General features: G+C 68.9%; 34 protein-coding genes. 4 read left to right on the top strand and 30 right to left on the bottom strand.

The window, feature by feature from the left end:
• A partial coding sequence (eccB, locus tag OEY_RS0120065; protein ID WP_010595589.1) for a type VII secretion protein EccB occupies positions 1-747 on the bottom strand: 747 nt, incomplete at its 3' end.
• A gap of 105 nt (positions 748-852) precedes the next feature.
• On the opposite strand from eccB, the gene eccE reads away from it, so the two are divergent.
• A complete protein-coding gene (gene eccE, locus OEY_RS0120070) occupies positions 853-2,478 on the top strand; it encodes a type VII secretion protein EccE (RefSeq protein ID WP_029540132.1) in 1,626 nt (541 codons plus the stop codon).
• On the opposite strand, the gene OEY_RS0120075 is transcribed toward eccE, so the two are convergent.
• Complete coding sequence (locus OEY_RS0120075; RefSeq protein ID WP_010595591.1) at positions 2,466-3,032, bottom strand: NADPH-dependent FMN reductase; 567 nt, start codon at positions 3,030-3,032, stop codon at positions 2,466-2,468. The genes eccE and OEY_RS0120075 overlap by 13 nt on opposite strands.
• An 18-nt stretch (positions 3,033-3,050) precedes the next feature.
• Positions 3,051-3,632, bottom strand: coding sequence for a TetR/AcrR family transcriptional regulator (locus OEY_RS0120080; protein WP_010595592.1), 582 nt, complete (start codon positions 3,630-3,632; stop codon positions 3,051-3,053).
• Positions 3,633-3,689: 57 nt separating this feature from the next.
• Here OEY_RS0120080 and OEY_RS0120085 point away from each other — a divergent pair, with 57 nt between their 5' ends.
• Both OEY_RS0120085 and OEY_RS31405 read left to right on the top strand, forming a co-directional pair.
• Positions 3,690-4,832 (top strand): acyl-CoA dehydrogenase family protein, encoded by a 1,143-nt coding sequence (locus tag OEY_RS0120085; RefSeq protein ID WP_010595593.1) that lies wholly within the window; start codon positions 3,690-3,692, stop codon positions 4,830-4,832.
• A gap of 224 nt (positions 4,833-5,056) precedes the next feature.
• A complete protein-coding gene (locus OEY_RS31405; RefSeq protein ID WP_263623492.1) occupies positions 5,057-5,191 on the top strand; it encodes a hypothetical protein in 135 nt (44 codons plus the stop codon).
• 274 nt (positions 5,192-5,465) lie between these two features.
• On the opposite strand, the gene OEY_RS0120095 is transcribed toward OEY_RS31405, so the two are convergent.
• The 9 genes from OEY_RS0120095 to infA all read right to left on the bottom strand — a co-directional run bounded on the left by OEY_RS0120095 (position 5,466) and on the right by infA (position 11,315).
• Complete coding sequence (locus tag OEY_RS0120095) at positions 5,466-6,458, bottom strand: alpha/beta hydrolase (RefSeq protein ID WP_010595594.1); 993 nt, start codon at positions 6,456-6,458, stop codon at positions 5,466-5,468.
• Positions 6,459-6,547: 89 nt separating this feature from the next.
• Complete coding sequence (truA, locus tag OEY_RS0120100; protein WP_010595595.1) at positions 6,548-7,462, bottom strand: tRNA pseudouridine(38-40) synthase TruA; 915 nt, start codon at positions 7,460-7,462, stop codon at positions 6,548-6,550.
• Positions 7,463-7,467: 5 nt separating this feature from the next.
• Positions 7,468-8,040, bottom strand: a complete 573-nt coding sequence (rplQ, locus tag OEY_RS0120105) for a 50S ribosomal protein L17 (RefSeq protein WP_003938063.1) — start codon at positions 8,038-8,040, stop codon at positions 7,468-7,470.
• Between the two features lie 31 nt (positions 8,041-8,071).
• The gene (locus tag OEY_RS0120110; protein WP_006947180.1) at positions 8,072-9,133 is read right to left on the bottom strand and encodes a DNA-directed RNA polymerase subunit alpha; all 1,062 of its coding nucleotides are present in this window, start codon (positions 9,131-9,133) and stop codon (positions 8,072-8,074) included.
• Positions 9,134-9,235: 102 nt separating this feature from the next.
• Entirely contained in the window at positions 9,236-9,841 is a 606-nt protein-coding gene (gene rpsD / locus OEY_RS0120115) for a 30S ribosomal protein S4 (protein WP_003938065.1), read from the bottom strand.
• Positions 9,842-9,862: 21 nt separating this feature from the next.
• Entirely contained in the window at positions 9,863-10,276 is a 414-nt protein-coding gene (gene rpsK / locus OEY_RS0120120) for a 30S ribosomal protein S11 (RefSeq protein WP_003938066.1), read from the bottom strand.
• Positions 10,276-10,644: a 30S ribosomal protein S13 gene (gene rpsM, locus OEY_RS0120125; protein WP_003938067.1), complete on the bottom strand. Its 369-nt coding sequence runs from the start codon at positions 10,642-10,644 to the stop codon at positions 10,276-10,278. Before rpsM ends, rpsK begins: the two co-directional genes overlap by 1 nt.
• Before the next feature lie 244 nt (positions 10,645-10,888).
• Positions 10,889-11,002: a 50S ribosomal protein L36 gene (gene rpmJ / locus OEY_RS0120130; RefSeq protein ID WP_003938068.1), complete on the bottom strand. Its 114-nt coding sequence runs from the start codon at positions 11,000-11,002 to the stop codon at positions 10,889-10,891.
• 91 nt (positions 11,003-11,093) lie between these two features.
• On the bottom strand, positions 11,094-11,315 hold the full coding sequence (gene infA / locus OEY_RS0120135) for a translation initiation factor IF-1 (protein WP_003886926.1): 222 nt from the start codon (positions 11,313-11,315) through the stop codon (positions 11,094-11,096).
• A 171-nt stretch (positions 11,316-11,486) separates the two neighbouring features.
• On the opposite strand from infA, the gene dtd reads away from it, so the two are divergent.
• The gene (gene dtd, locus OEY_RS0120140; protein WP_010595596.1) at positions 11,487-11,924 is read left to right on the top strand and encodes a D-aminoacyl-tRNA deacylase; all 438 of its coding nucleotides are present in this window, start codon (positions 11,487-11,489) and stop codon (positions 11,922-11,924) included.
• Positions 11,925-12,005: 81 nt separating this feature from the next.
• On the opposite strand, the gene map is transcribed toward dtd, so the two are convergent.
• The 18 genes from map to rplV all read right to left on the bottom strand — a co-directional run bounded on the left by map (position 12,006) and on the right by rplV (position 21,666).
• Positions 12,006-12,803 (bottom strand): type I methionyl aminopeptidase, encoded by a 798-nt coding sequence (map, locus tag OEY_RS0120145; RefSeq protein WP_010595597.1) that lies wholly within the window; start codon positions 12,801-12,803, stop codon positions 12,006-12,008.
• Between the two features lie 18 nt (positions 12,804-12,821).
• The gene (locus OEY_RS0120150) at positions 12,822-13,367 is read right to left on the bottom strand and encodes an adenylate kinase (protein WP_010595598.1); all 546 of its coding nucleotides are present in this window, start codon (positions 13,365-13,367) and stop codon (positions 12,822-12,824) included.
• Positions 13,364-14,677: a preprotein translocase subunit SecY gene (gene secY, locus OEY_RS0120155; protein WP_010595599.1), complete on the bottom strand. Its 1,314-nt coding sequence runs from the start codon at positions 14,675-14,677 to the stop codon at positions 13,364-13,366. The genes OEY_RS0120150 and secY overlap by 4 nt, the downstream gene beginning before the upstream one ends.
• Positions 14,678-14,924: 247 nt before the next feature.
• Positions 14,925-15,368, bottom strand: a complete 444-nt coding sequence (gene rplO, locus OEY_RS0120160) for a 50S ribosomal protein L15 (protein WP_003938073.1) — start codon at positions 15,366-15,368, stop codon at positions 14,925-14,927.
• A complete protein-coding gene (gene rpmD, locus OEY_RS0120165) occupies positions 15,365-15,565 on the bottom strand; it encodes a 50S ribosomal protein L30 (RefSeq protein WP_006947165.1) in 201 nt (66 codons plus the stop codon). Before rpmD ends, rplO begins: the two co-directional genes overlap by 4 nt.
• Positions 15,565-16,215 (bottom strand): 30S ribosomal protein S5, encoded by a 651-nt coding sequence (rpsE, locus tag OEY_RS0120170; RefSeq protein ID WP_003938075.1) that lies wholly within the window; start codon positions 16,213-16,215, stop codon positions 15,565-15,567. The genes rpmD and rpsE overlap by 1 nt, the downstream gene beginning before the upstream one ends.
• A gap of 31 nt (positions 16,216-16,246) precedes the next feature.
• A complete protein-coding gene (rplR, locus tag OEY_RS0120175) occupies positions 16,247-16,654 on the bottom strand; it encodes a 50S ribosomal protein L18 (protein ID WP_010595600.1) in 408 nt (135 codons plus the stop codon).
• Between the two features lie 2 nt (positions 16,655-16,656).
• Complete coding sequence (gene rplF, locus OEY_RS0120180) at positions 16,657-17,196, bottom strand: 50S ribosomal protein L6 (RefSeq protein WP_010595601.1); 540 nt, start codon at positions 17,194-17,196, stop codon at positions 16,657-16,659.
• Between the two features lie 14 nt (positions 17,197-17,210).
• On the bottom strand, positions 17,211-17,609 hold the full coding sequence (rpsH, locus tag OEY_RS0120185) for a 30S ribosomal protein S8 (protein WP_003938078.1): 399 nt from the start codon (positions 17,607-17,609) through the stop codon (positions 17,211-17,213).
• A 183-nt stretch (positions 17,610-17,792) separates the two neighbouring features.
• Complete coding sequence (locus tag OEY_RS0120190) at positions 17,793-17,978, bottom strand: type Z 30S ribosomal protein S14 (RefSeq protein ID WP_003938079.1); 186 nt, start codon at positions 17,976-17,978, stop codon at positions 17,793-17,795.
• A gap of 4 nt (positions 17,979-17,982) precedes the next feature.
• Complete coding sequence (rplE, locus tag OEY_RS0120195; RefSeq protein WP_003938080.1) at positions 17,983-18,549, bottom strand: 50S ribosomal protein L5; 567 nt, start codon at positions 18,547-18,549, stop codon at positions 17,983-17,985.
• Position 18,550: 1 nt separating this feature from the next.
• Positions 18,551-18,868, bottom strand: a complete 318-nt coding sequence (rplX, locus tag OEY_RS0120200; protein WP_010595602.1) for a 50S ribosomal protein L24 — start codon at positions 18,866-18,868, stop codon at positions 18,551-18,553.
• Complete coding sequence (gene rplN, locus OEY_RS0120205; RefSeq protein ID WP_003938082.1) at positions 18,868-19,236, bottom strand: 50S ribosomal protein L14; 369 nt, start codon at positions 19,234-19,236, stop codon at positions 18,868-18,870. The genes rplX and rplN overlap by 1 nt, the downstream gene beginning before the upstream one ends.
• Positions 19,237-19,533: 297 nt before the next feature.
• On the bottom strand, positions 19,534-19,818 hold the full coding sequence (gene rpsQ / locus OEY_RS0120210) for a 30S ribosomal protein S17 (protein ID WP_026137932.1): 285 nt from the start codon (positions 19,816-19,818) through the stop codon (positions 19,534-19,536).
• Positions 19,815-20,051: a 50S ribosomal protein L29 gene (gene rpmC, locus OEY_RS0120215; RefSeq protein WP_003938084.1), complete on the bottom strand. Its 237-nt coding sequence runs from the start codon at positions 20,049-20,051 to the stop codon at positions 19,815-19,817. The genes rpsQ and rpmC overlap by 4 nt, the downstream gene beginning before the upstream one ends.
• Positions 20,051-20,467: a 50S ribosomal protein L16 gene (gene rplP / locus OEY_RS0120220; protein ID WP_006947154.1), complete on the bottom strand. Its 417-nt coding sequence runs from the start codon at positions 20,465-20,467 to the stop codon at positions 20,051-20,053. The genes rpmC and rplP overlap by 1 nt, the downstream gene beginning before the upstream one ends.
• A 3-nt stretch (positions 20,468-20,470) precedes the next feature.
• Entirely contained in the window at positions 20,471-21,268 is a 798-nt protein-coding gene (gene rpsC, locus OEY_RS0120225; RefSeq protein WP_003938086.1) for a 30S ribosomal protein S3, read from the bottom strand.
• Positions 21,268-21,666 carry a 50S ribosomal protein L22 gene (gene rplV, locus OEY_RS0120230; RefSeq protein ID WP_026137933.1) on the bottom strand — a complete coding sequence of 133 codons (399 nt, stop codon included), beginning with the start codon at positions 21,664-21,666 and terminating at the stop codon, positions 21,268-21,270. Before rplV ends, rpsC begins: the two co-directional genes overlap by 1 nt.
• Positions 21,667-21,682: the final 16 nt, after the last annotated feature.

Raw genomic sequence — 21,682 nt, forward strand, 5'->3', positions numbered from 1 at the left:
CTCGTCGCCGGCGCCGGGGATCCGCGGAGCCTCGAGCCGCGGCACCTCCGGGATGGCGGCGAGCAGGGCCGGACCGACGGGACGCGCCATGCCGGCATCGAGGCCGAGAACGCGGGTGAGCGCGCGGTCCGACAGGTCGACTTCGGCGCGCGATCCGCGGTACACCAGATGGTGCCTGCCGTCGGCCGCGACGAGCAGGGCCTCGTCGTCGGTGAGCGGTCGTGCGCGGTCGCCGTAGGCGGGCTCCCCGGCGGCGACAATTGTGGTGACCGAGCGGCTTCCGTCGGAGGCCACGGTGTCGCACACCGTCCACGACAGCGGTTCCGCGACGTGTGCCAGCGCCGACGGCGCACCGGGGATGCCGACGAGGGAACCCCGTGGGCGCGTCTCGAATTCCTCGTCGGCGACGACGGTGGGCTCGTCGGGCCGCCCGAGCACCAGGCGGGCGGAGGCCAGGTTGAGCACCGGATGGAAGGTGCCGTCGATCGCGACCAGCATCGCGCCGGATTCGCGACCCACCACGATGGTGGCATCGCCGATCTTGTCCTGCGGGCGGAACAGGGCGAGTGCGGCGCAGCCCGCGAGTCCGACACAGGCGAGGACGGCACCCACCGCCAGCGCGCGTGACTGCGACCGCATCGGGTCGTGGATCATCCGCACGTCCCGCCGCACCAGTGCATGCTCCATGCGGCGCACCAGAAACCGGTAGCCGTTGACCTGCCAGCGCGTGGTCGGCTGCGCTCCCATCGATCCTCCCCCGTACGACGCCCCCTCCGCCGCAACACAGTACAGTTCCGGCGGGGAACATCGGGGGGACCGGGCCGTCGCTCGGGGGGGAACGGGGGAATCGTCGTGCAGCATGGGGTTTTCCGGCGGCCACGGCGCCGCTCCGCGGCCGGGGTCGTGCGGGCGCAGTGTGCAGCGCTGATCGGGTGGACGATCGCGGCGGCCGCCGGCGCCCCGCTTCCCGCTTCGGTGGTCGTGGCGGCGCTGGCCGCGGTGTCGGTGGTGGTCCCGGTCCGGGGGCGCGACGCCGTCGACTGGTCGCGGGAATGGTGGCGATTCCGGAACCGTCCGATCCGTACCGCCCCGGTGATCGTCGACGTCGCCGCGGCCGGCGACGGACCTGTCGGGGTGTGCTGGGACGGCTCGGCCGTCGTCGCGGTCGTGGAGCTGGTGCCGACGGGCGGCGACCTCACCCGGCTGACACGCGACCGGGCAGATCCCCTGCGCCGGCTTCCGCTGGCGGCGATCGCCGCGTGCCTCTCGCGGCACGACGTCGAACTCGACGGGATCGACGTCGTCGCGCACGGCCGCCGGGCGTGCGACGAGACCGTGGCCGGCGAGGCATACGGGAGCCTGGTCGGTCCGCTGCCCGCCGCCGCGACCCGCACGGTGTGGCTCGCGCTGCGGTTCGACGCCCTCGCCTGCCCGGCCGCGGTGGCGCGCCGGGGCGGCGGGGCCGAGGGCGCGGCACGCGCCGTGAGCATCGCGGCGCGCCGGGTCGTGCGGGCGTTGGCGGAACAGCACCACGCCGCGCGGATCCTCGACGCGGGAGAGATCACCCGGGCGGTGGAGTCCGTCACCGGATGCGCGGATCCGCTGCTGCTCGAGGAGGATCGCGACGCGGTACGGCTTCCCGGCGGTCTCAGCCGGGCCTCGGTCGTCGAACCGGGTCACCTCGACCGGGCGACCTTGACCCGCGTCTGGTCGGAGCCGCTGTCGTCGGCGACGATCACGGTGCGCCTGCGACCCGGCACCGAGCCCGGAACCGTGCGGGTGGGGGCGGTGCTGCGCGGAACGAGCCGGTCCCCCGAGCCGAGCCGCCGGATGCCGGGCACTCGGCGGTTGTGGAGTCGCGAACTGGACGGGTTGCTGGCGTCGACGCCGACGGCCGCGGCGGGGCTCGAGGATCTGGTCCCCCTGCGCACCGTGCAGCTCGGCGACGCCGACGCCCTGACCCTGCCGGTGACAGGATGCGGGCAGGTGGTCGGGGCGGACGAATCCGGAGCGGCCGTGTCAGCTCGCGTGACCGGCCGGGGCGTGCGCACCGTCTACGTCGCCGGGGAGCTGTACCTGGCGCAGCAGCTGGTGTTCCGGTCGGTCGCGATCGGCGCGCGGGTGGCGATCCACACCGATCGCGCCTCGGCCTGGCGCCCCCTGCTCGCCGCCGCGGGACCGGACCGGTTGCGCCTCGGTGGCGACGAGCGGGGTTTCGACACGATCGTGTACGACGGTGTGCGCCCGGCGGCGGTTCCCGCCGGGGCGACCGCGATCCACGTGCACGTGGATCCGGATCGGTGGCCGCGTGAGCGCCCGGACGTGTCGATCCTGCAGCCCGGAGCGGCCGGGGATCGGGTGGTGCTCACGGCTGGGGGCCGCCGGGTGTCGTTGTCGCTGGTGAGTGTCGGCGCCGAAGCCGCGTTCCTCGGTCGTCCGCGCGCGGGTGGGCGCAGCCGGGTTCCTCAGCCCGGGTAGGGTTCGGCGCTCTGTCCGGCGCGCACGGTCCGTGCCCACCAGGCGAGCTGGGTCAGCATCCGCTGGGCCGCATCGGCGGCGGCGCCGTCGGTGGTGGTGCCGTCGGCGGCGAAGGCGTGCTTGACGCGGTGGAAGCTGACCGATTCGCGCACGGGAACCATGTGCACCTCGACGACGACCTGCCGGAGTTGTTCGACGGCGCGCAGACCGCCGGAGAGCCCGCCGTAGGAGACGAATCCGACCGGCTTGGTGCGCCATTCGTGTTTGACGGTGTCGAGGGCGGTCTTCAGGGCGGCCGGATAGCCGTGGTTGTACTCGGAGGTGACGATCGCGAACGCGTCGGCCGCACCGATGCGCCGGGTGAACGCCTCGGCCTCCCGGCCGCCGGACAGATCCTGCGGCAGCGGGGTGTCGGCGAGGTCGAGCACGCCGACGTCGAACTCGCGGCGTTGCCGCGCGGCGGCGGCGAACCAGTCGGCGACGACGGGCGCGATCCGCCCGGCCCGCACGCTGGCGACGACGATCTCGAGACGAATCGGGGCTTCGGCGTCCATGGGCCGATGGTAGGCGGGTCAGGCGGTGAGGCCGTGGGTGAGCAGGGCGGCGAGTTCGCGGTAGGCCTGGGCGTCCGGCAGGCCGGTGGCCTCGGCGACGTGGCGCTGCTGGATGCGGACCATGACGGCGGCGACGACGTCGGCGACGAACGCGGCGTGCACGTCGCGCAGTTCCCCGGTGGCGACTCCGGCAGCGATGAGGTCGCGGACGCGTTCGGCCGCGAGCCGGGTGTTGCGCTCGTAGACCTCACGGGCGGCGGGGGCGGCAGCCATGTCCTCCATGAACTGCGCGGAGGCGGGTTCGAGTTGCCGGCCGACGGCCTCGAGGTAGCCGCGTATGCGGTCGACGGCGCCGCTGCGGCCGTCGAGCTCGGCTTCGACGCGCTCGGTCGCGCCGCGGAAGAAGTGCACGGTGGCGGCGCGGACGAGGCGGTCCTTGCTCTCGGCGAGGGCGTACAGGGTCGACTTGGAGCAATGCAGGCGGGCGGCGATGTCGTCGAGGGTGAAGCGGGCGAAGCCCTCGGCGAGAAACAGCGCGACGAGCTGGTCGAACAGTTGCGCCTGCCGCGCCGTGCCGCGCCGGGTTCCCGCTCTTGTCATACTGCAGATAGTACTGCAGTATCGTTCTCAGTACTATTTTCCGAGCGAGGAGTCACCGTGCCCGTCGAGCGCCTGCTGCCCACCCCCGAGGCCTACGACCTCATCGAGCTGACCCGCGACGTCGCGGACAAGGTTCTCGCGCCGCGGGTCGTCGAACACGAGCGCAACGAGACGTTCCCCGAGGGCGTGTTCCCCGCCCTCGGCGCGGCGGGACTGCTGAGCCTGCCGTACCCGGAGGAGTTCGGCGGCGGGAATCAGCCGTACGAGGTGTACCTGCAGGTGCTCGAGGAGCTCGGCGCCCGCTGGGCGGCCGTCGCGGTCGCGGTGAGTGTGCACGGCCTGTCGTGCTTCGCGCTGGCCACCCACGGCACCGAGGAGCAGAAGGCCCGGTGGTTGCCCGCCATGCTCGGCGGCGAGACGATCGGCGCCTACAGCCTGTCCGAGCCGCAGGCCGGGTCCGATGCCGCGGCCCTGACCTGCCGCGCGACAGCCGTGGACGGCGGCTACCGGATCTCCGGATCGAAGGCGTGGATCACCAACGGCGGCAAGGCGGACTTCTACACGCTGTTCGCCCGGACCTCCGACGCCGGCTCCAAGGGCATCTCCTGCTTCCTCGTGCCCGCCGGAACCGAGGGCCTCAGCTTCGGCAAGCCCGAGGAGAAGATGGGCCTGCATGCCATCCCCACCGCGACCGCCCACTACGACGATGCGTTCGTCCCCGAGGAGCGCCGCATCGGCGCCGAGGGGCAGGGCCTGCCGATCGCGTTCAGCGCCCTCGATTCGGGCCGCCTCGGGATCGCGGCCGTCGCGGTGGGTCTCGCGCAGGCCGCGCTCGACGAGGCCACCGCCTACGCCAAGGAGCGCAAGGCGTTCGGCAAGAAGATCATCGACCATCAGGGCCTCGGATTCGTCCTGGCCGACATGGCCGCGGCGGTGGACTCGGCCCGCGCCACCTACATCGACGCCGCGCGCCGCAAGGACGCCGGTCTGCCCTACTCGCGGCAGGCGTCGGTCGCCAAGCTCGTCGCGACCGACGCGGCGATGAAGGTGACCACCGACGCCGTGCAGGTACTCGGCGGCTACGGCTACACCCGGGACTTTCCCGTCGAGCGCTTCATGCGGGACGCGAAGATCACCCAGATCTTCGAGGGGACGAACCAGATCCAGCGGCTGGTCATCGCGCGGCACCTGGCGGGCTGACGGTGTGAACTCCCGGCCGTGCCGGGTGTCGAAGGCCCGGTCGAGCCGGGGCGCGGGCCCGCAGCGGTGCCGGGGCGCGCGGCCGTCCTCCCCGGCGGCACGCGCACCCCGGCACTGCCGGGATAACTCGTGCCGCGGAATCTGAAACATCCTCCTGTCAGATTTCGCGAACCGCCTGCTACCGTGCGCCGGTGGACAGACATCGTCGACGGGGTCGCAGAGCCGTGGACCGAGTGGAGAGGGCGGCCGACGCCGCGGAGACGGTGGCGACACTCGCCGAGCTCGGCGTCCTGTTCCTGCGGGTCCTGACGCTGCCGTTCCGCGCGCTCGCGGCGCTGCTCCGGATGATCGCGGACTGACCTCGGAACCCTCGCCGTGCCCCGGTATCCTGCGTCACATTTTCTGGGCAAAGCGGACATCCTGTACTTAGATCTTGGTTGGACGTACGTCCAGGATTTGTCCATCGACATCGGAGGTAATCCCCATGCTGCTCGGCTCGCTCGGCTCCCTGGTCGACCACGTGCTCTCCTTCCTCAGCTGGCTGATCTGAGAGAAGCCTCGACGCGCGTAGCGAAAGGGGCGAGGTCACCCGACCTCGCCCCTTGCCGTTTCCGTCGCTCGTGCCGGACCGCGCTACGCGCCGATCGCCTCGGCGAGAATCGGCCAGGACTCGTGCAGCGCATCCTGCCAGTATCCCCACGAGTGCGTGCCCTCTGCCGCTGTGCTGAAGGTCGCCTCGATCCCGAGTTCGTCGAAGGTCCGTCGCAGCCGCTCGGTGCACTGTGCCGTAGCCGCCTCGATGGATCCGAGGACGAGTAGGTCGACCGGATCCACCTGCCTGCCCAGGGCCGCCTCGTGCGGACCCGGCAGGCCACCGCCGGAGGAGATGTACAGCGTCGTCCCGCGCAACTTCTCCGCGTTCAGCGCCGCGTCGTTGGCGATCCACCCCGGCCCGCCGATCGGGCCCCACATGTTCTCGACCTCGCCGCCCCCGATCGTGACGACGGCTTCGACGTAGCTGCGCCCAGGATCGCTGCTCGTCTGCGCGCACCCGCTGTAGGACGCCACCGCCTCGTACAGTCCCGGCGACTGCTGCGCGAGGGCCAGCACCGAACTGCCCGACATCGACATCCCCGCCACGGCGTTGCGACCGTCGGCGCCCAGTGCCGCGTCCACGACCGGCGGCAGTTCCGACGTCAGGAACGTCGCCCACCGGTGCCGGCCGAGCTTCGGGTCGTCACGGACCCAGTCCGTGTAGTACGAGAAGGCCCCGCCCACCGGGGTGACGACGTTGACGTTCTTGCCGTCGAAGAACTCGCGGACGTCCGTCTGCTCCCGCCAGTTCGCGGCGTCCTCGCCCCCACCCGCTCCGTTGAGCAGGTAGAAGGTCGGCCGGGCAGCGGAAGTGTCGGCGGGCCGGATCACCTCGACCGGGATCACCCGGTCCATGGACGGCGAGTACACGTGCAACACCCAGTCGCGCGCGGTTCGCTCCTCCACGTGATCGACGTAGGCCCCGGCCGGAGCCGGCTCCGCGGGCGCCGGTGCCGTCAGCAGGGACGCCGCGGCGAGCAGGGCCGCCGCGACCGTCGCGCCTCGCCGCCGGATCGCGGGCAAGTCGAGCACTGTGCCTCCCTCTCACATGCCGATCCCCCGGCCGGGCCGGCCGGGGGACGTGCTCGTCGGAACATATCACCGGCGGGTTCGGCCGCGGGTCAGCAGCAGCCGGGACCGACGGGCCCACGTACCTCGCGGGTGGCCGCGTTGCGTGCCGCGAGTTCGTCGTCGGGGGGATAGTCGACGCCGACGAGGCTGAGTCCGTGCGCCGGAGCCACGGCCACGGCCGCGGCGCGCTGCCGTTCGTCGAGCAGCGCGGTCGTCCACTCGACACTGCGCCGCCCCTCCCCTACCGCGAGGACCGCCCCGACGAGGCTGCGCACCATCGACCAGCAGAACGCGTCCGCGCTCACGTGCGCGGTGAGGATGTCCCCTGTGCGCGTCCAGTCGAAGCGTTGCAGTTCGCGGACCGTCGTCGCACCGTCGCGCCGCTTGCAGAAGGCGGCGAAGTCGTGCAGGCCCAGCAGCGACCGCGAGGCGGCACGCATGGCGTCGACGTCCACCGGTTTGGGCCAGGCGACGGTGTCGCGGGCCCGCAGCGGCTCGGCGCCGTAGACGGCGGTGGTGAGCCGGTACTCGTAGTGCCGGCGGACCGCCGAGAAACGGGCGTCGAAGTGGGGCGGGGCGACGGAGATGCCGGTGACGCGGACGTCGCGCGGCAGGAACCGCGCGAGCCGTCGCACCAGGCGGGCGAGGTCGTCCGGAAGGGTAGCGGTGGGGACGTCGACGTGCGCGACCTGACCGGACGCGTGCACCCCGGCGTCGGTCCGCCCGGCGACCGTGAGCTGGACCGGAGTGCGTACGACCGCCCCGAGCTTCTCTTCGATCTCCCCGCACACCGTCCGTCGTCCGGGCTGCCGTGCCCAGCCGGAGAAGTCGGTGCCGTCGTAGGCGATGTCGAGCCGCAGCCGGGTGCTGTCCTCACCGGCGGCGGACGGGTTCTCGAAAGCAACGGGCCCGCCGCCCCGGTGGGGGGCGACGGGCTCGTTCGCTTCAGCGGATGCCGAAACCAAGTGGACTAGTCCTTCTTGGCCTCGTCGGCGTCCTTGGCGTCGGCCGCGGTGGCGGTCTCGTCCTCGATCGCGTCGACGACGGCGTCCGCGTTCTCGACCTGCGCGTCGGAGGCGTCGGCCTCGACGGCCTCGACGACGTTCTCCTCGGCCGGGGCCTCGGTGGCCGGCGCGCTCTGCGAGGCGGCGACGCGACGGGCGCGGTCGGCCTCGGAGGTGACGGTCTTCTCCTTGACGAGCTCGATGATCGCCATGGGAGCGTTGTCACCCTTGCGCGGCATCGTCTTGACGATGCGCGTGTAGCCGCCGTTGCGGTCCTCGTAGAACGGGCCGATCTCCGCGAACAGCGTGTGGACGACGTCCTTGTTGCGGATGACCTTCAGCACCTCACGACGGTTGGCCAGCGTGCCGGCCTTCGCGTGCGTGACGAGCTTCTCGGCGTAGGGCCGCAGGGCCTTGGCCTTGGCCTCGGTGGTGGTGATGCGGCCGTGCTCGAAGAGCGCGGTGGCCAGGTTGGCCAGCAGCGCCTTCTGGTGCGAGGCCGACCCGCCGAAGCGGGCACCCTTCTTGGGCTTGGGCATGATGAATCTCCTAGTAACGGACCGTGAGCTGCTACAGCTGCTCGGTCTCGGCGTAGTCCTCGTTCCCCTCGGCGTCGCCGAAGGAACCGGCGTCCGTGTCGCTCCAGGTACCGGTCGCGGCGTCGTAGCCGGCGACGGTGCTCGGGTCGAAGGACGCGGGGCTGTCCTTGAGGGAGAGGCCGAGCGAGTGCAGCTTGACCTTCACCTCGTCGATGGACTTCTGACCGAAGTTGCGGATGTCGAGCAGGTCGGACTCCGTGCGTGCCACGAGCTCACCGACGGTGTGCACACCCTCGCGCTTGAGGCAGTTGTAGGACCGGACCGTGAGGTCGAGATCCTCGATGGGGAGTCCGAAGGAGGCGATGTGGTCGGCCTCGGCGGGCGAGGGACCGATCTCGATGCCTTCTGCTTCGACGTTCAGCTCACGAGCCAGACCGAAGAGCTCCACCAGGGTCTTGCCCGCCGAAGCGAGCGCGTCCCGCGCGGTGATCGAGTTCTTGGTCTCCACGTCGAGAATCAACCGATCGAAGTCGGTGCGCTGCTCGACGCGGGTCGCCTCCACCTTGTAGGTCACCTTGAGCACCGGCGAGTAGATCGAGTCGACCGGAATACGGCCGATCTCGGCGCCGGACGCCTTGTTCTGGACGGCAGGGACGTAGCCGCGGCCGCGCTCGACGACGAGCTCGATCTCCAGCTTGCCCTTGTCGTTCAGGGTGGCGATGTGCAGGTCCGGGTTGTGGACGGTGACACCGGCCGGGGGCACGATGTCGCCCGCGGTCACGGTGCCGGGGCCCTGCTTGCGGACGTACATGGTGACCGGCTCGTCCTCTTCCGAGCTGACCACGAGGCCCTTGAGGTTGAGGATGATGTCGGTGACATCCTCCTTGACCCCGGGAACCGTGGTGAACTCGTGGAGCACGCCGTCGATGCGAATGCTGGTGACGGCCGCGCCCGGAATCGAGGACAGCAGGGTGCGACGAAGCGAGTTGCCGAGGGTGTACCCGAAGCCCGGCTCGAGGGGTTCGATGACGAACTTCGAGCGGTCGTCGGCGATGACCTCTTCGCTGAGGGTGGGTCGCTGCGAGATGAGCATGGAGTGCCTCCTTGTGGGCGTCCGCCATATGACGCCCTGGTCGGGATGTGGTGTCCCCCCGGACCTCGGGAGGACCGGAAGGACACCACGGCGCGAAGCGCCTTACTTCGAGTAGTACTCGACGATCAGCTGTTCCTGCAGCGGGATGTCGATCTGCGCGCGCTCGGGGAGCTGGTGGACCAGCACCCGCAGACGCGGGCCGACGACCTGCAGCCAACCCGGGATCGGACGATCGCCCTGGGTCTCACGGGCCACCTGGAAGGGCAGCGTGCCCAGCGACTTCTCGCGGACGTCGATGATGTCGTACTGCGAGACGCGGTAGCTGGGGATGTCGACCTTCTTGCCGTTCACCAGGAAGTGACCGTGGCTCACCAGCTGGCGGGCCTGACGGCGGGTCCGGGCGAGACCGGCACGGTAGACGACGTTGTCCAGACGCGACTCGAGGATGGTCAGCAGGACCTCGCCGGTCTTGCCGGGCCGGCCGGCGGCCTCCTCGTAGTAGCGACGGAACTGCTTCTCCATCACGCCGTAGGAGAAGCGGGCCTTCTGCTTCTCCTGCAGCTGGAGCAGGTATTCGCTCTCCTTGATCCGCGCGCGGCCGTGCTGGCCGGGCGGGTAGGGGCGACGCTCGAACGCCTGGTCGCCTCCGACGAGGTCGACACGCAGACGACGCGACTTACGGGTAACGGGACCGGTATAGCGAGCCATGATTCAAACCTTCCTTTCCCGTTAGACGCGACGCCGCTTGGGCGGACGGCAGCCGTTGTGCGGCTGGGGGGTGACGTCGGAGATGGTGCCGACCTCGAGGCCCGCGGCCTGGAGGGAACGGATCGCCGTCTCGCGGCCCGAGCCCGGGCCCTTCACGAAGACGTCGACCTTCTTGACACCGTGCTCCTGCGCCTTGCGGGCAGCGTTCTCGGCGGCGAGCTGCGCGGCGAACGGGGTCGACTTGCGCGAACCCTTGAAGCCGACGTGGCCGGAGGACGCCCAGGAGATGACGTTGCCGTTCGGGTCCGTGATGGACACGATCGTGTTGTTGAAGGTGCTCTTGATGTGAGCGGCACCGTGCGGGACGTTCTTCTTGTCCCTGCGGCGCGCCTTCTGGGTCTTCTTGGGACCGGTGCTGCGTGACTTGGGAGGCATTACTTCTTCTTTCCTGCGACGGTGCGCTTCGGACCCTTACGGGTGCGGGCGTTGGTCTTGGTGCGCTGTCCACGCACGGGCAGACCACGACGGTGTCGCAGGCCCTGGTAGCAGCCGATCTCGATCTTGCGACGGATGTCCGCCTGGACCTCGCGGCGGAGGTCACCCTCGACCTTGTAGGTCTCCTCGATGAACTCGCGCAGCTTGGCGAGATCCTCGTCGGAGAGGTCCTTGCTGCGCAGATCCGGGCTCACGCCGGTGGCCTCGAGGATCTCCTTCGAGCGGGTACGGCCGATGCCGTAGATGTAGGTCAGTGCGATCTCCATCCGCTTTTCGCGGGGAAGATCGACACCTGCGAGACGTGCCATGTGGCATTCCTATTCGGTGTGCGGAGGTCTGCTCCCAGCCCGTCCCCTGCGTCGTGAAACTGTGTGGTCCCGCGGCCCGGCCGAAGCCGGAACGCCGGTAGTCCGAAACACAGTGGGGCCCCGGCCTCCGAACCGGGGGTGTATCGCGCGGCTCCCCGACGAATCGGGAATCGTGACCGAACGACTGGTACTGGAAGGTCTTCTCTAGCTTGTTGCCAAGCCGATCCTTCGAAGAGCGGGTGGTCTAGCCCTGGCGCTGCTTGTGGCGCAGGTTCTCGCAGATCACCATGACCCGGCCGTTACGCCGGATCACCTTGCACTTCTCGCAGATCTTCTTGACGCTCGGCTGAACCTTCACGGTGCGTCTGATCTCCTGTGTGTACGCCTGCGGCAGAGCACGAGGCATGCTGCAGACATGGTTCTCCCCGACCGTGCGGCCGGGGAAGCTCTTACTTGTAGCGGTAGACGATGCGCCCACGCGACAGGTCGTAGGGCGAGAGCTCTACGACAACCCGGTCCTCGGGCAGGATGCGAATGTAGTGCTGACGCATCTTGCCGCTGATGTGAGCCAGGACCTTGTGACCGTTCTCGAGCTCAATGCGAAACATCGCATTGGGCAGCGGCTCGATCACGCGACCCTCGACCTCGATGGCTCCGTCTTTCTTGGCCATATCCTCCGCGATCCGTGTTGTTCGGCGTGTGGTTGCATCGGTGTCCGTTACCGTGACGCTCGGCGTGACCGGACTGCGGACACCCGCAGACCGGCGCGCAGGGCGCACCATCGATCTATGTTACGGGAACTTTCCCACCAGGGCCAAATGCCGACATACAGGAGGACAACCGTGCGGGCGTTGGTTCAGCGGGTGACGGGTGCCGCGGTCGCGGTCGACGGCCGCGAGGTCGCCCGGATCTCACCCCCGGTCGGCGGCCACGGGCTGCTCGTGCTCGTCGGGGTGACACACGACGACGACGCGGCCAAGGCCGCGACGCTGGCCCGGAAGGTGTGGACGATGCGGATCCTCGAGGACGAGAAGTCGGCGTCCGATCTGGCGGCCCCGATCCTCGTGGTCAGCCAGTTCACGCTCATGGCCGACACGCGCAAGAGCCGGCGGCCGTCGTGGTCGGCGGCCGCGCCCCGCGCCGTCGCCGAACCGCTGGTGGACGAGTTCGCGGCGGCTCTGCGGGAGCTGGGCGCCGACGTGCAGACCGGAGTCTTCGGGGAGCACATGGAGGTGAGCCTCGTGAACGACGGTCCGGTCACCCTCCTGGTCGAGGTGTGAGCCGGAGTCGGCGGCCCGGGCGACGATCCCGTTCGGCTCCTCGGGCAGCGAGCGGTGCATTCGCTCGCCGCCACCGCCGCGCTACTCCGGGCGCGGGGTGAGGATGCGCGGGCCGTCCTCGGTCACCGCGACGGTGTGCTCCCAGTGCGCGGCGCGGCTGCCGTCGGTCGTGACGACGGTCCACTTGTCGTCGAGCACCTCGGTCTCGTAGGTGCCGAGCGTCAGCATCGGTTCGATGGCGAGCACCGATCCCACCACGAGGCGGGGGCCCTTCCCGGGCTCGCCCTCGTTCGGCAGGAACGGGTCCATGTGCATTTCGCGGCCGATGGCGTGCCCGCCGTATCCGTCGACGATGCCGTAGTGCCGGCCGTGCACCCGCTCCGCCTCGCGGGTGCCGGTCTCGATGGCGTGCGAGACGTCGGTGAGCCGGTTGTCCGGCAGCATCGCCGCGATGCCCGCCTCCATCGACAGCCGTGTCGCATCGCTGAGATCGACGTCGGCGGCGGCGAGTTCCCCGACGCCGAAGGTCCACGCCGAGTCGCCGTGCCAGCCGTCGAGGATCGCGCCGCAGTCGATCGACACGAGATCGCCCTCGGCGAGGATCTCCGTCGCCGAGGGGATTCCGTGCACCACGCGGTCGTTCACCGACGAGCAGATCGAGCCGGTGAACCCGTGATAGCCCAGGAAGGAGGGGACGGCCCCCGCGTCACGGATGACCGCCTCCGCCACCTGGTCCAGTTCCAGGGTGCTCACGCCCGGCTTCGCCGCCTTGCGCACCGCCACGAGTGCGGCGCCGACGACAGCGCCCGCCGCCGCCATCGCATCCAGTTCACCGGCGGTGCGGAACGGAACCACCTTGCGCTTGCGCCCGAAACCCATTGTCTTGCTCCTGCGTCCTTACTTGCCGAGAGCCGCGAGGGCGCGGGCGTTGATCTCGTCGACCTCGCCGACGGCATCGACCGTGACGAGCACATCGGCGTAGTAGTCGAGCAGCGGCGCCGTCTCCTCGCGGTACACCCGGAGCCGGTTGCGGATGACGTCCTCGGTGTCGTCGGCGCGGCCGCGGGCGAGCATCCGCTCGACCACGACGTCCTCGTCGATGTCGAAGGAGAGGACGCCGTCGAGCTTCGTGTCCAGGTCCTTCAGGATGGACTCGAGTTCGCGGGCCTGCTCCACGCTGCGGGGGAAACCGTCGAGCAGGAAGCCGTCGGCGGCGTCGGGCTCGGCGAGACGGGCGCGCACCATGTTGTTGGTGATCTCGGCGGGTACGAGCTCGCCGGCGTCGATGTACTTCTTGGCTTCGACACCGAGCGGGGTGCCCTGCCCGATGTTGGCCCGGAACAGATCCCCGGTGGAGATCGCGGGGACGCCGAGCTTCTCCGACAGGATGGCGGCCTGCGTGCCCTTGCCGGCACCGGGCGGACCGAGGAGTACAAGTCTCACTTGAGGAACCCTTCGTAGTTGCGCTGCATGAGTTGACTTTCGATCTGCTTGACAGTGTCCAGCGCGACACTGACGAGAATGAGCACCGCGGCGCCACCGAAGATGCTGGTGGCGGTCTGGCTGCCGGAGAGGAAGAAGTTGGGCAGCGTCGCGATGAGACCCAGGTACAGCGAACCTGGCACCGTGATGCGGTTGAGGACGTAGCTGAGGTACTCGGCGGTGGGGCGTCCCGGCCGGATACCCGGGATGAAGCCGCCGTACTTCTTCATCTCGTCGGCCCGTTCCTCCGGATTGAAGGTGATGGCGACGTAGAAGAAGACGAAGAAGACGATCAGCCCGAAGTAGATCGCGATGTAGACCGGGTTGTTCGGATTCACCAGGTACTCGTTGATGATCCGCTGCCACCAGCTCGGGTCGGTGGCCGAGGTGGCCCCGGTCAGCTGCGCGATGAGGTTCGGCAGGTACAGCAGCGACGACGCGAAGATCACCGGGATGATGCCGGCCTGGTTCACCTTCAACGGCAGGTACGTCGAGGACCCGCCGTACATGCGCCGGCCCACCATCCGCTTGGCGTACTGCACCGGGATCCGGCGCTGGCCCTGCTCGACGAACACCACGCCGGTGATGACGACCAGCGCGACGACGAGCACGATCGTGAAGACCAGCCCGCCGCGGGACTCGAGAATGGTGCGACCCTCGGACGGCAGCCGCGAGGCGATGCCGGCGAAGATCAGGATCGACATGCCGTTGCCGACGCCGCGCTCGGTGATGAGCTCACCGAACCACATGACGAGGGCCGCGCCGGCCGTCATGACCAGCACGATCACGACCATGCCGAAGATGCTGTCGTCGGCCAGGATCGGTTCGGAACAGCCCTGCAACAGCTGACCGCGGGCCGCGAGGGCGACGATGCCGGTGGACTGCAGCACGGCGAGCGCCACCGCGAGGTACCGCGTGTACTGCGTCATCTTGGCCTGCCCCGACTGGCCTTCCTTGCGCAACTCCTCGAAGCGCGGAATGACCACCGTCAGCAGCTGGACGATGATGCTCGCGGTGATGAACGGCATGATGCCGATCGCGAACACCGACAGCTGCAGCAGGGCGCCACCGGAGAACAGGTTGATCAGCGAGTAGATCCCGGCGGAGTCCCCGCCGCTGAGCTGATCGATGCAGGCACGCACGTTGCCGTAGTCGACGCCCGGAGACGGCAGCGTCGCGCCGAGGCGGTACAGGGCCACCAACCCGAGCGCGACGAGGATCTTCCGCCTCAGGTCCGGGGTCCTGAGGGCCGAGACGAAGGCGGAAAGCAAAGATCCTCCTGGCAGGGCGAAACGGGAGACTGTGGATCGACGCGCGGGGTTCGACGGTCGACAACTCTTGAACTCTAGCAGCGCGCCCGGAACCGGTGCCGTGGCGCCGGGTCGGGGCCGGCCGTCCACGCGGCAGCCGGATGCCACTGCGCGGTGTCCGGCAGGGCGGGAACGCCGAACGGCCGCACTGCAGCACGTGCTGCAGTGCGGCCGTTCGTGTGCTGTGCGTCACGCACGAGCGAACCGGTCAGGCCAGTTCGGTCGCGGTGCCGCCGGCAGCGGTGATCTTCTCCTTGGCGGAGCCGGAGAACTTGTTCGCGGTCACCTGCACGGCCACCGTGAGCTCGCCCTCGCCGAGGACCTTCACGAGCTGGTTCTTGCGAACCGCGCCCTTGGCGACGAGCTCGTCGACGCCGACCTGCCCCCCCTCGGGGAAGAGACGGGCGATGTCGCCGACGTTGACGACCTGGTACTCGGTGCGGAAGGCGTTCTTGAAGCCCTTGAGCTTCGGCAGCCGCATGTGCAGCGGCATCTGGCCACCCTCGAAGGCCGCCGAGACGTTCTTGCGCGCCTTGGTGCCCTTCGTACCGCGACCGGCGGTCTTGCCCTTCGAACCCTCACCGCGACCGACGCGGGTCTTGTCCGTCTTCGCGCCCGGAGCCGGGCGGAGGTGATGCAGCTTGATTGTCACTTGGAGGCCTCCTCAGCAGTGACTTCCTCGACAACGACGAGGTGACGCACCACGTTGATCAAGCCGCGGTTCTGCGCGTTGTCCTCGCGGACCACGGACTGGCGGATCTTCCGCAGACCGAGGGTGCGCAGGCTGTCGCGCTGGTTCGACTTGGCGCCGATGGTGCTCTTGACCTGAGTGATCTTCAGCTCTGCCATTACTTCACGCTCCCAGCGGCCTGTGCCCGGGCGCGCAGCATGCCCGCAGGTGCGACGTCCTCGAGGGCCAGACCGCGGCGAGCCGCGACTTCCTCGGGGCGCTGCAGCTGCTTGAGGGCGGCCACGGTGGCGTGCACGACGTTGATGGCGTTGTCGCTGCCGAGCGACTTCGACAGGATGTCGTGGATGCCCGCGCATTCGAGCACGGCACGCACCGCACCACCGGCGATCACACCGGTACCCGGCGAGGCGGGGCGCAGCATGACGACGCCGGCCGCGGCCTCACCCTGCACCGGGTGCGTGATCGTGGAGCCGATGAGCGGGACGCGGAAGAAGCCCTTGCGAGCCTCCTCGACACCCTTCTGGATGGCCGCGGGAACTTCCTTGGCCTTGCCGTAGCCGACGCCGACCAGGCCGTTGCCGTCGCCCACGATCACCAGTGCGGTGAAGCTGAAGCGACGGCCGCCCTTGACGACCTTCGACACACGGTTGATCGAGACGACACGCTCGATGTAGTTCGACTTCTCGGCGGCACCGCCGCCGCGCGAGTCGCGATCGCGGCGGTCGCGACCACCACGCTGGTCCCCGGTGTTGGGGCCATTCTGTCCGGCGGGGCCGTTGCCGCCGTCACGCCGCTGACGTCCCGGCATCAGGCGTTCCTTCCGTTCGAAGAGATGGTCATCAGAACTTCAACCCGCTTTCGCGAGCCGCGTCTGCGAGGGCCGCGATCCGGCCGCTGTAGGTGTGGCCGCCACGGTCGAAGACCACAGCCTCCACGCCGGCGGCCTTGGCGCGCTCGGCGAGCAGCTGGCCGACCTTGGCGCCGCGCGCCTTCTTGTCGCCCTCGAGCGCACGCACGTCCGGCTCGACGGTCGAGGCCGCCGCCAGCGTGGTGCCCGTCAGGTCGTCGACCAGCTGGGCGTGAATGTGGCGCGAGGACCGGTTCACGACGAGACGGGGACGCTCGGCGGTGCCGGCGACCTTCTTGCGCAGACGGAAGTGCCGACGCTGCTTCGACAGCCGACGCCGGGTGGACGCGTCCTTGCCGAGCGGAATCCGCTTGGCCTTCTGGTTCTCGGTCTGGCTCATGATCACTTACCCGTCTTTCCGACCTTGCGGCGCACCTGCTCGCCCTCGTAGCGGATGCCCTTGCCCTTGTACGGGTCGGACTTGCGCAGCCGGCGAATGTTGGCCGCGATCTGGCCGACCTTCTGCTTGTCGATGCCCGAGATCGAGAACTTCGTCGGCGACTCGACCGCGAACGTGATGCCCTCGGGGGCCTCGATCGGGACCGGGTGGCTGTAGCCGAGCGAGAACTCGAGGTCCTTGCCCTTGAGCGCGACGCGGTAGCCGACGCCGTGGATCTCCATCTTCGTGGTGTACCCCTCGGTGACACCCACGATGAGGTTCTGCACGAGGGTGCGCGACAGACCGTGCAGCGCGCGGCTGCGGCGCTCGTCGTTCGGACGGCTCACGTTGAGCGCGCCGTCCTCACCCTTGGCGATGGTGATCGGCTCGGCGATGGTCAGCGAGAGGTTGCCCTTGGGGCCCTTCACTGCGACGTCCTGGCCGTCGATGGTCACCTCGACGCCCGAGGGGACGGTGACCGGAAGCTTTCCAATACGCGACATTGTGGTGGCCTCCCTTACCAGACGTAGGCGAGGACTTCCCCGCCCACTCCCTGCTTGGCCGCCTGGCGATCGGTGAGCAGGCCGGAGGACGTGGAGATGATCGCCACGCCGAGGCCGCCCAGGACCTTGGGCAGGTTGGTGGATTTCGCGTACACGCGCAGGCCGGGCTTCGACACGCGGCGCACACCGGCGAGGCTGCGCTCACGGGACGGGCCGTACTTGAGGTTGACGACGAGGGTCTTGCCCACCTCGGCATCCTCGGTGCGGAAGTCGGCGATGTAGCCCTCACGCTTGAGGATCTCGGCGATGTTCGCCTTGATCTTCGAGTGGGGAAGCTTCACCTCGTCGTGGTACGCCGTGTTGGCGTTACGCAGACGCGTCAAGAAGTCTGCGATGGGGTCGGTCATGGTCATGGCTGACCTGTTCACCTTTCTCGTTGCGGTTCCCATGCAACACCGGCAGCGGCGACGAACGTGTCGCCGGCGCGGACCGGCCGTGGGCCTACGACGAACTTGGTTTCATGCGGACCGGACGCGGTTGCGACCGGCCCCTGACAGGAGTGACGGTGGACGACCGTGGGTCGCCCACCGTTCACGTCACCAGGAGCTCTTGTGAACTCCCGGAAGCTGACCGCGGTGTGCCATGTCACGCAGGCAGATGCGGCAGAGTCCGAACTTGCGGAAGACCGAGTGGGGGCGCCCGCAGCGCTGGCAGCGGGTGTAGGCGCGCACCGCGAACTTCGGCTTCTTGTTGGCCTTGTTGACCAGTGCCTTCTTAGCCATGGGCTCAGTTCTCCTTGAACGGGAAGCCGAGGTGCTTGAGCAGGGCACGGCCTTCTTCGTTGTTGGTGGCGGTCGTGACGACGGTGATGTCCATGCCGCGCGGACGGTCGATCTTGTCCACGTCGATCTCGTGGAACATCGACTGCTCGTTCAGGCCGAACGTGTAGTTGCCGTTGCCGTCGAACTGGTTGCCGTTGAGGCCGCGGAAGTCCCGGATACGGGGCAGCGCGATGGAGACCAGGCGGTCCAGGAACTCCCACATGCGGTCGCCGCGCAGCGTGACGCGCGCGCCGATCGGCATGCCCTCACGCAGCTTGAACTGGGCGATCGACTTGCGGGCCTTGCGGATCTCCGGCTTCTGACCGGTGATCAGAGCGAGGTCGGCGACGGCGCCGTTGATCAGCTTCGCGTCGCGGGCGGCGTCACCGACACCCATGTTGACGACGACCTTCACGACGCCGGGGATCTGCATGACGTTCGCGTAGTCGAACTCCGCGTTCAGCGCGTCGCGGATCTCCTCGCGGTACCGGGTCTTCAGACGCGGTGTGGTCTTGTTCTCGGTGGTGGTCATGTCAGATGTCCTTCCCGTTCTTCCGGGAAATCCGAACGCGCTTGCCGGTTTCCTCGTCGGACCGGTAGCCCACGCGGGTGGGGTTGCCGTCCGAGTCGATGACAGCGACGTTGGAAACGTGGATCGGGGCCTCCTGCGTCACGATGCCCCCGGAGGAGGCGCCGCGCTCGTTGGCCGAGACCGCCGTGTGCTTCTTGATCCGGTTCACGCCCTCGACGAGGACCCGGTTCTCCTTCGGGTAGGCCGCGATGACCTTGCCCTTGGCACCCTTGTCCTTGCCCGAGATGACGAGCACGGTGTCGCCCTTGTGCACCTTCATCACAGCACCTCCGGAGCGAGCGAGACGATCTTCATGAACCGCTTGTCGCGCAGCTCGCGGCCGACGGGGCCGAAGATGCGGGTGCCGCGCGGGTCGTTGTCACCCTTGATGATGACGGCGGCGTTCTCGTCGAACTTGATGTACGAGCCGTCCGGCCGGCGGCGCTCCTTGGCGGTGCGCACGATCACGGCCTTGACGACGTCACCGCGCTTGACGTTGCCACCGGGGATCGCGTCCTTCACGGTGGCGACGATGATGTCACCGATACCGGCGTAGCGACGGGACGAGCCACCGAGAACGCGGATGCAGAGGATCTCCTTGGCACCCGTGTTGTCGGCGACGCGCAGTCGCGACTCCTGCTGGATCACTTACTTCTCCTTGACCTGGATTGGTGTGTGCGTCAGATTTCCGACCTGGACGCACGCGGTCGTCGGTCGCCCACGGCGCACACGCGCAAGACACACGGGTCCCGTGAGGCAACCCGTCCAGGGTAGGCGATATACCTCATGCAGGGCAAATCCGCGAACCGTGAGGTCGCTCCCTACCCCGGACCCGGGCGTGTCGTTCCCGGGATCGTCCCGGAACGACCGACGGCACCCGCACCGGCGCACTAGGCGAACGGTGTGGGTGCCGTACTCGATCGTCGTCGACGATGCGAGGAGGACCTACTTGGCCTTCTCGAGCACCTCGACCAGACGCCACCGCTTGGTCGCGGACAGCGGACGGGTCTCCATCAGCTGCACGCGGTCGCCGATGCCGGCCACGCCGTTCTCGTCGTGCGCCTTCACCTTGGTGGTACGGCGGATGATCTTGCCGTACAGCGGGTGCTTCACCCGGTCCTCGAGCTCGACCACGATCGTCTTCTCCATCTTGTCGGAGACGACGTAGCCGATGCGGACCTTGCGGCTGGCGCGCTCTTCCTTCTGGGTCACTGCCTTTTCCTCACTCATGCCGCGTCACCCGCATCCGGGCCGGAGGCCAGGCCGAGCTCGCGCTCACGCAGCACCGTGTAGATGCGGGCGATCTCGTTGCGCACGACGCGCAGCCGGCGGTTGTTGTCCAGCTGGCCGGTGGCCATCTGGAAACGAAGGTTGAACAGCTCTTCCTTCGCCTCGCGGAGCTTGGTGACCAGCTCTTCCTCGGTCAGCTCGCGGAGCTCTGTGGCGGGGGTTCCGGTAGCCATCAGAACTGCTCCTCCCTCGTCACGATCCTGCACTTGCACGGGAGCTTGTGCATCGCGCGCCGGAGGGCTTCGCGGGCAATCTCCTCGTTCGGGTAGCTCATCTCGAACATCACCCGTCCGGGCTTGACGTTCGCGACCCACCACTCGGGCGAACCCTTACCGGAACCCATGCGGGTCTCGGCGGGCTTCTTGGTGAGGGGGCGATCCGGGAAGATGTTGATCCAGATCTTGCCGCCACGCTTGATGTGCCGGGTCATGGCGATACGAGCGGACTCGATCTGCCGGTTGGTGATGTAGGCCGGCTCGAGAGCCTGGATGCCGTAGTCACCGAAGGTCACCTGGGTCCCACCCTTGGCGGCACCCGAGCGGCTCGGGTGGTGCTGCTTGCGGTGCTTGACCCGCCGTGGGATCAACATGCGTCAGCCCTCCTGATTCTCGGTCGGAGCGGGTGCATCGGCGGAGGCGGCGCGGCCGGCGTCGGTGCTCGTCGCGGTGGTGCCCGAGGCACCGGAACGACGGGGACGGCTCGGACGCTCGCGACGGGGGCGGTCGGCCGGGGCGGCGGCCGCAGCGGCCAGCTCACGACGGCCACCGACGATGTCGCCCTTGTAGATCCAGACCTTCACGCCGATGCGGCCGAAGGTGGTCTTCGCCTCGTACAGGCCGTAGTCGATGTCCGCACGCAGCGTGTGCAGCGGGACGCGGCCTTCGCGGTAGAACTCCGAGCGGGACATCTCGGCGCCGCCGAGGCGGCCCGAGCACTGCACCCGGATGCCCTTGACGTTGGGCTGACGCATGGCCGACTGGATGGCCTTGCGCATCGCGCGACGGAACGCGACACGGTTCGAGAGCTGCTCGGCGACGCCCTGCGCCACCAGCTGGGCCTCGGACTCGGCGTTCTTGACCTCGAGGATGTTCAGCTGAACCTGCTTGCCGGTCAGCTTCTCGAGCTCGGCGCGGATGCGATCGGCCTCGGCGCCGCGGCGGCCGATGACGATGCCCGGACGCGCGGTGTGGATGTCCACACGCACACGGTCACGGGTGCGCTCGATCTCGACCTTGGCGATGCCGGCGCGTTCGAGGCCGGTGGCCAGGAACTTGCGGATCGCGACGTCTTCCTTCACGTACTCCGCGTACTGCTTGTCGGCGTACCAGCGCGACTTCCAGTCGGTGGTGATGCCCAGACGGAAGCCGTGCGGGTTGATCTTCTGGCCCACTACTGAGCTCCCTTCCGGCGGTTACGGTTTCCAGCAGACGCAGGCGCCTTGCTCTCGACGATCACGGTGATGTGGCTCGTCCGCTTGCGGATGCGGAATGCACGGCCCTGGGCACGCGGCTGGAACCGCTTGAGGGTCGCGCCCTCGTCGACGTACGCCGTGGCGACGACGAGCGTGCTCGGGTCGAGGTCCAGGTTGTTCTGCGCGTTCGCGGCGGCGCTCGCGATCACCTTGGCGACCGGCTCGGCCGCGGACTGCGGCGCGAACTTCAGGATCGACAGAGCCTCGTCCACGGTCTTGCCCCGGACGATGTCGACGACGCGACGCGCCTTCATCGGGGTCACACGCACGTGGCGCGCAACAGCCCGAGCGCTCTTGTTTGTGGTTTCAGTGCTCATCGACGCTTGCTCTTCC

The sequence above is a fragment of the Rhodococcus sp. P14 genome (assembly GCF_000256505.1).
In the GTDB taxonomy this organism is placed as follows: domain Bacteria; phylum Actinomycetota; class Actinomycetes; order Mycobacteriales; family Mycobacteriaceae; genus Rhodococcus; species Rhodococcus ruber.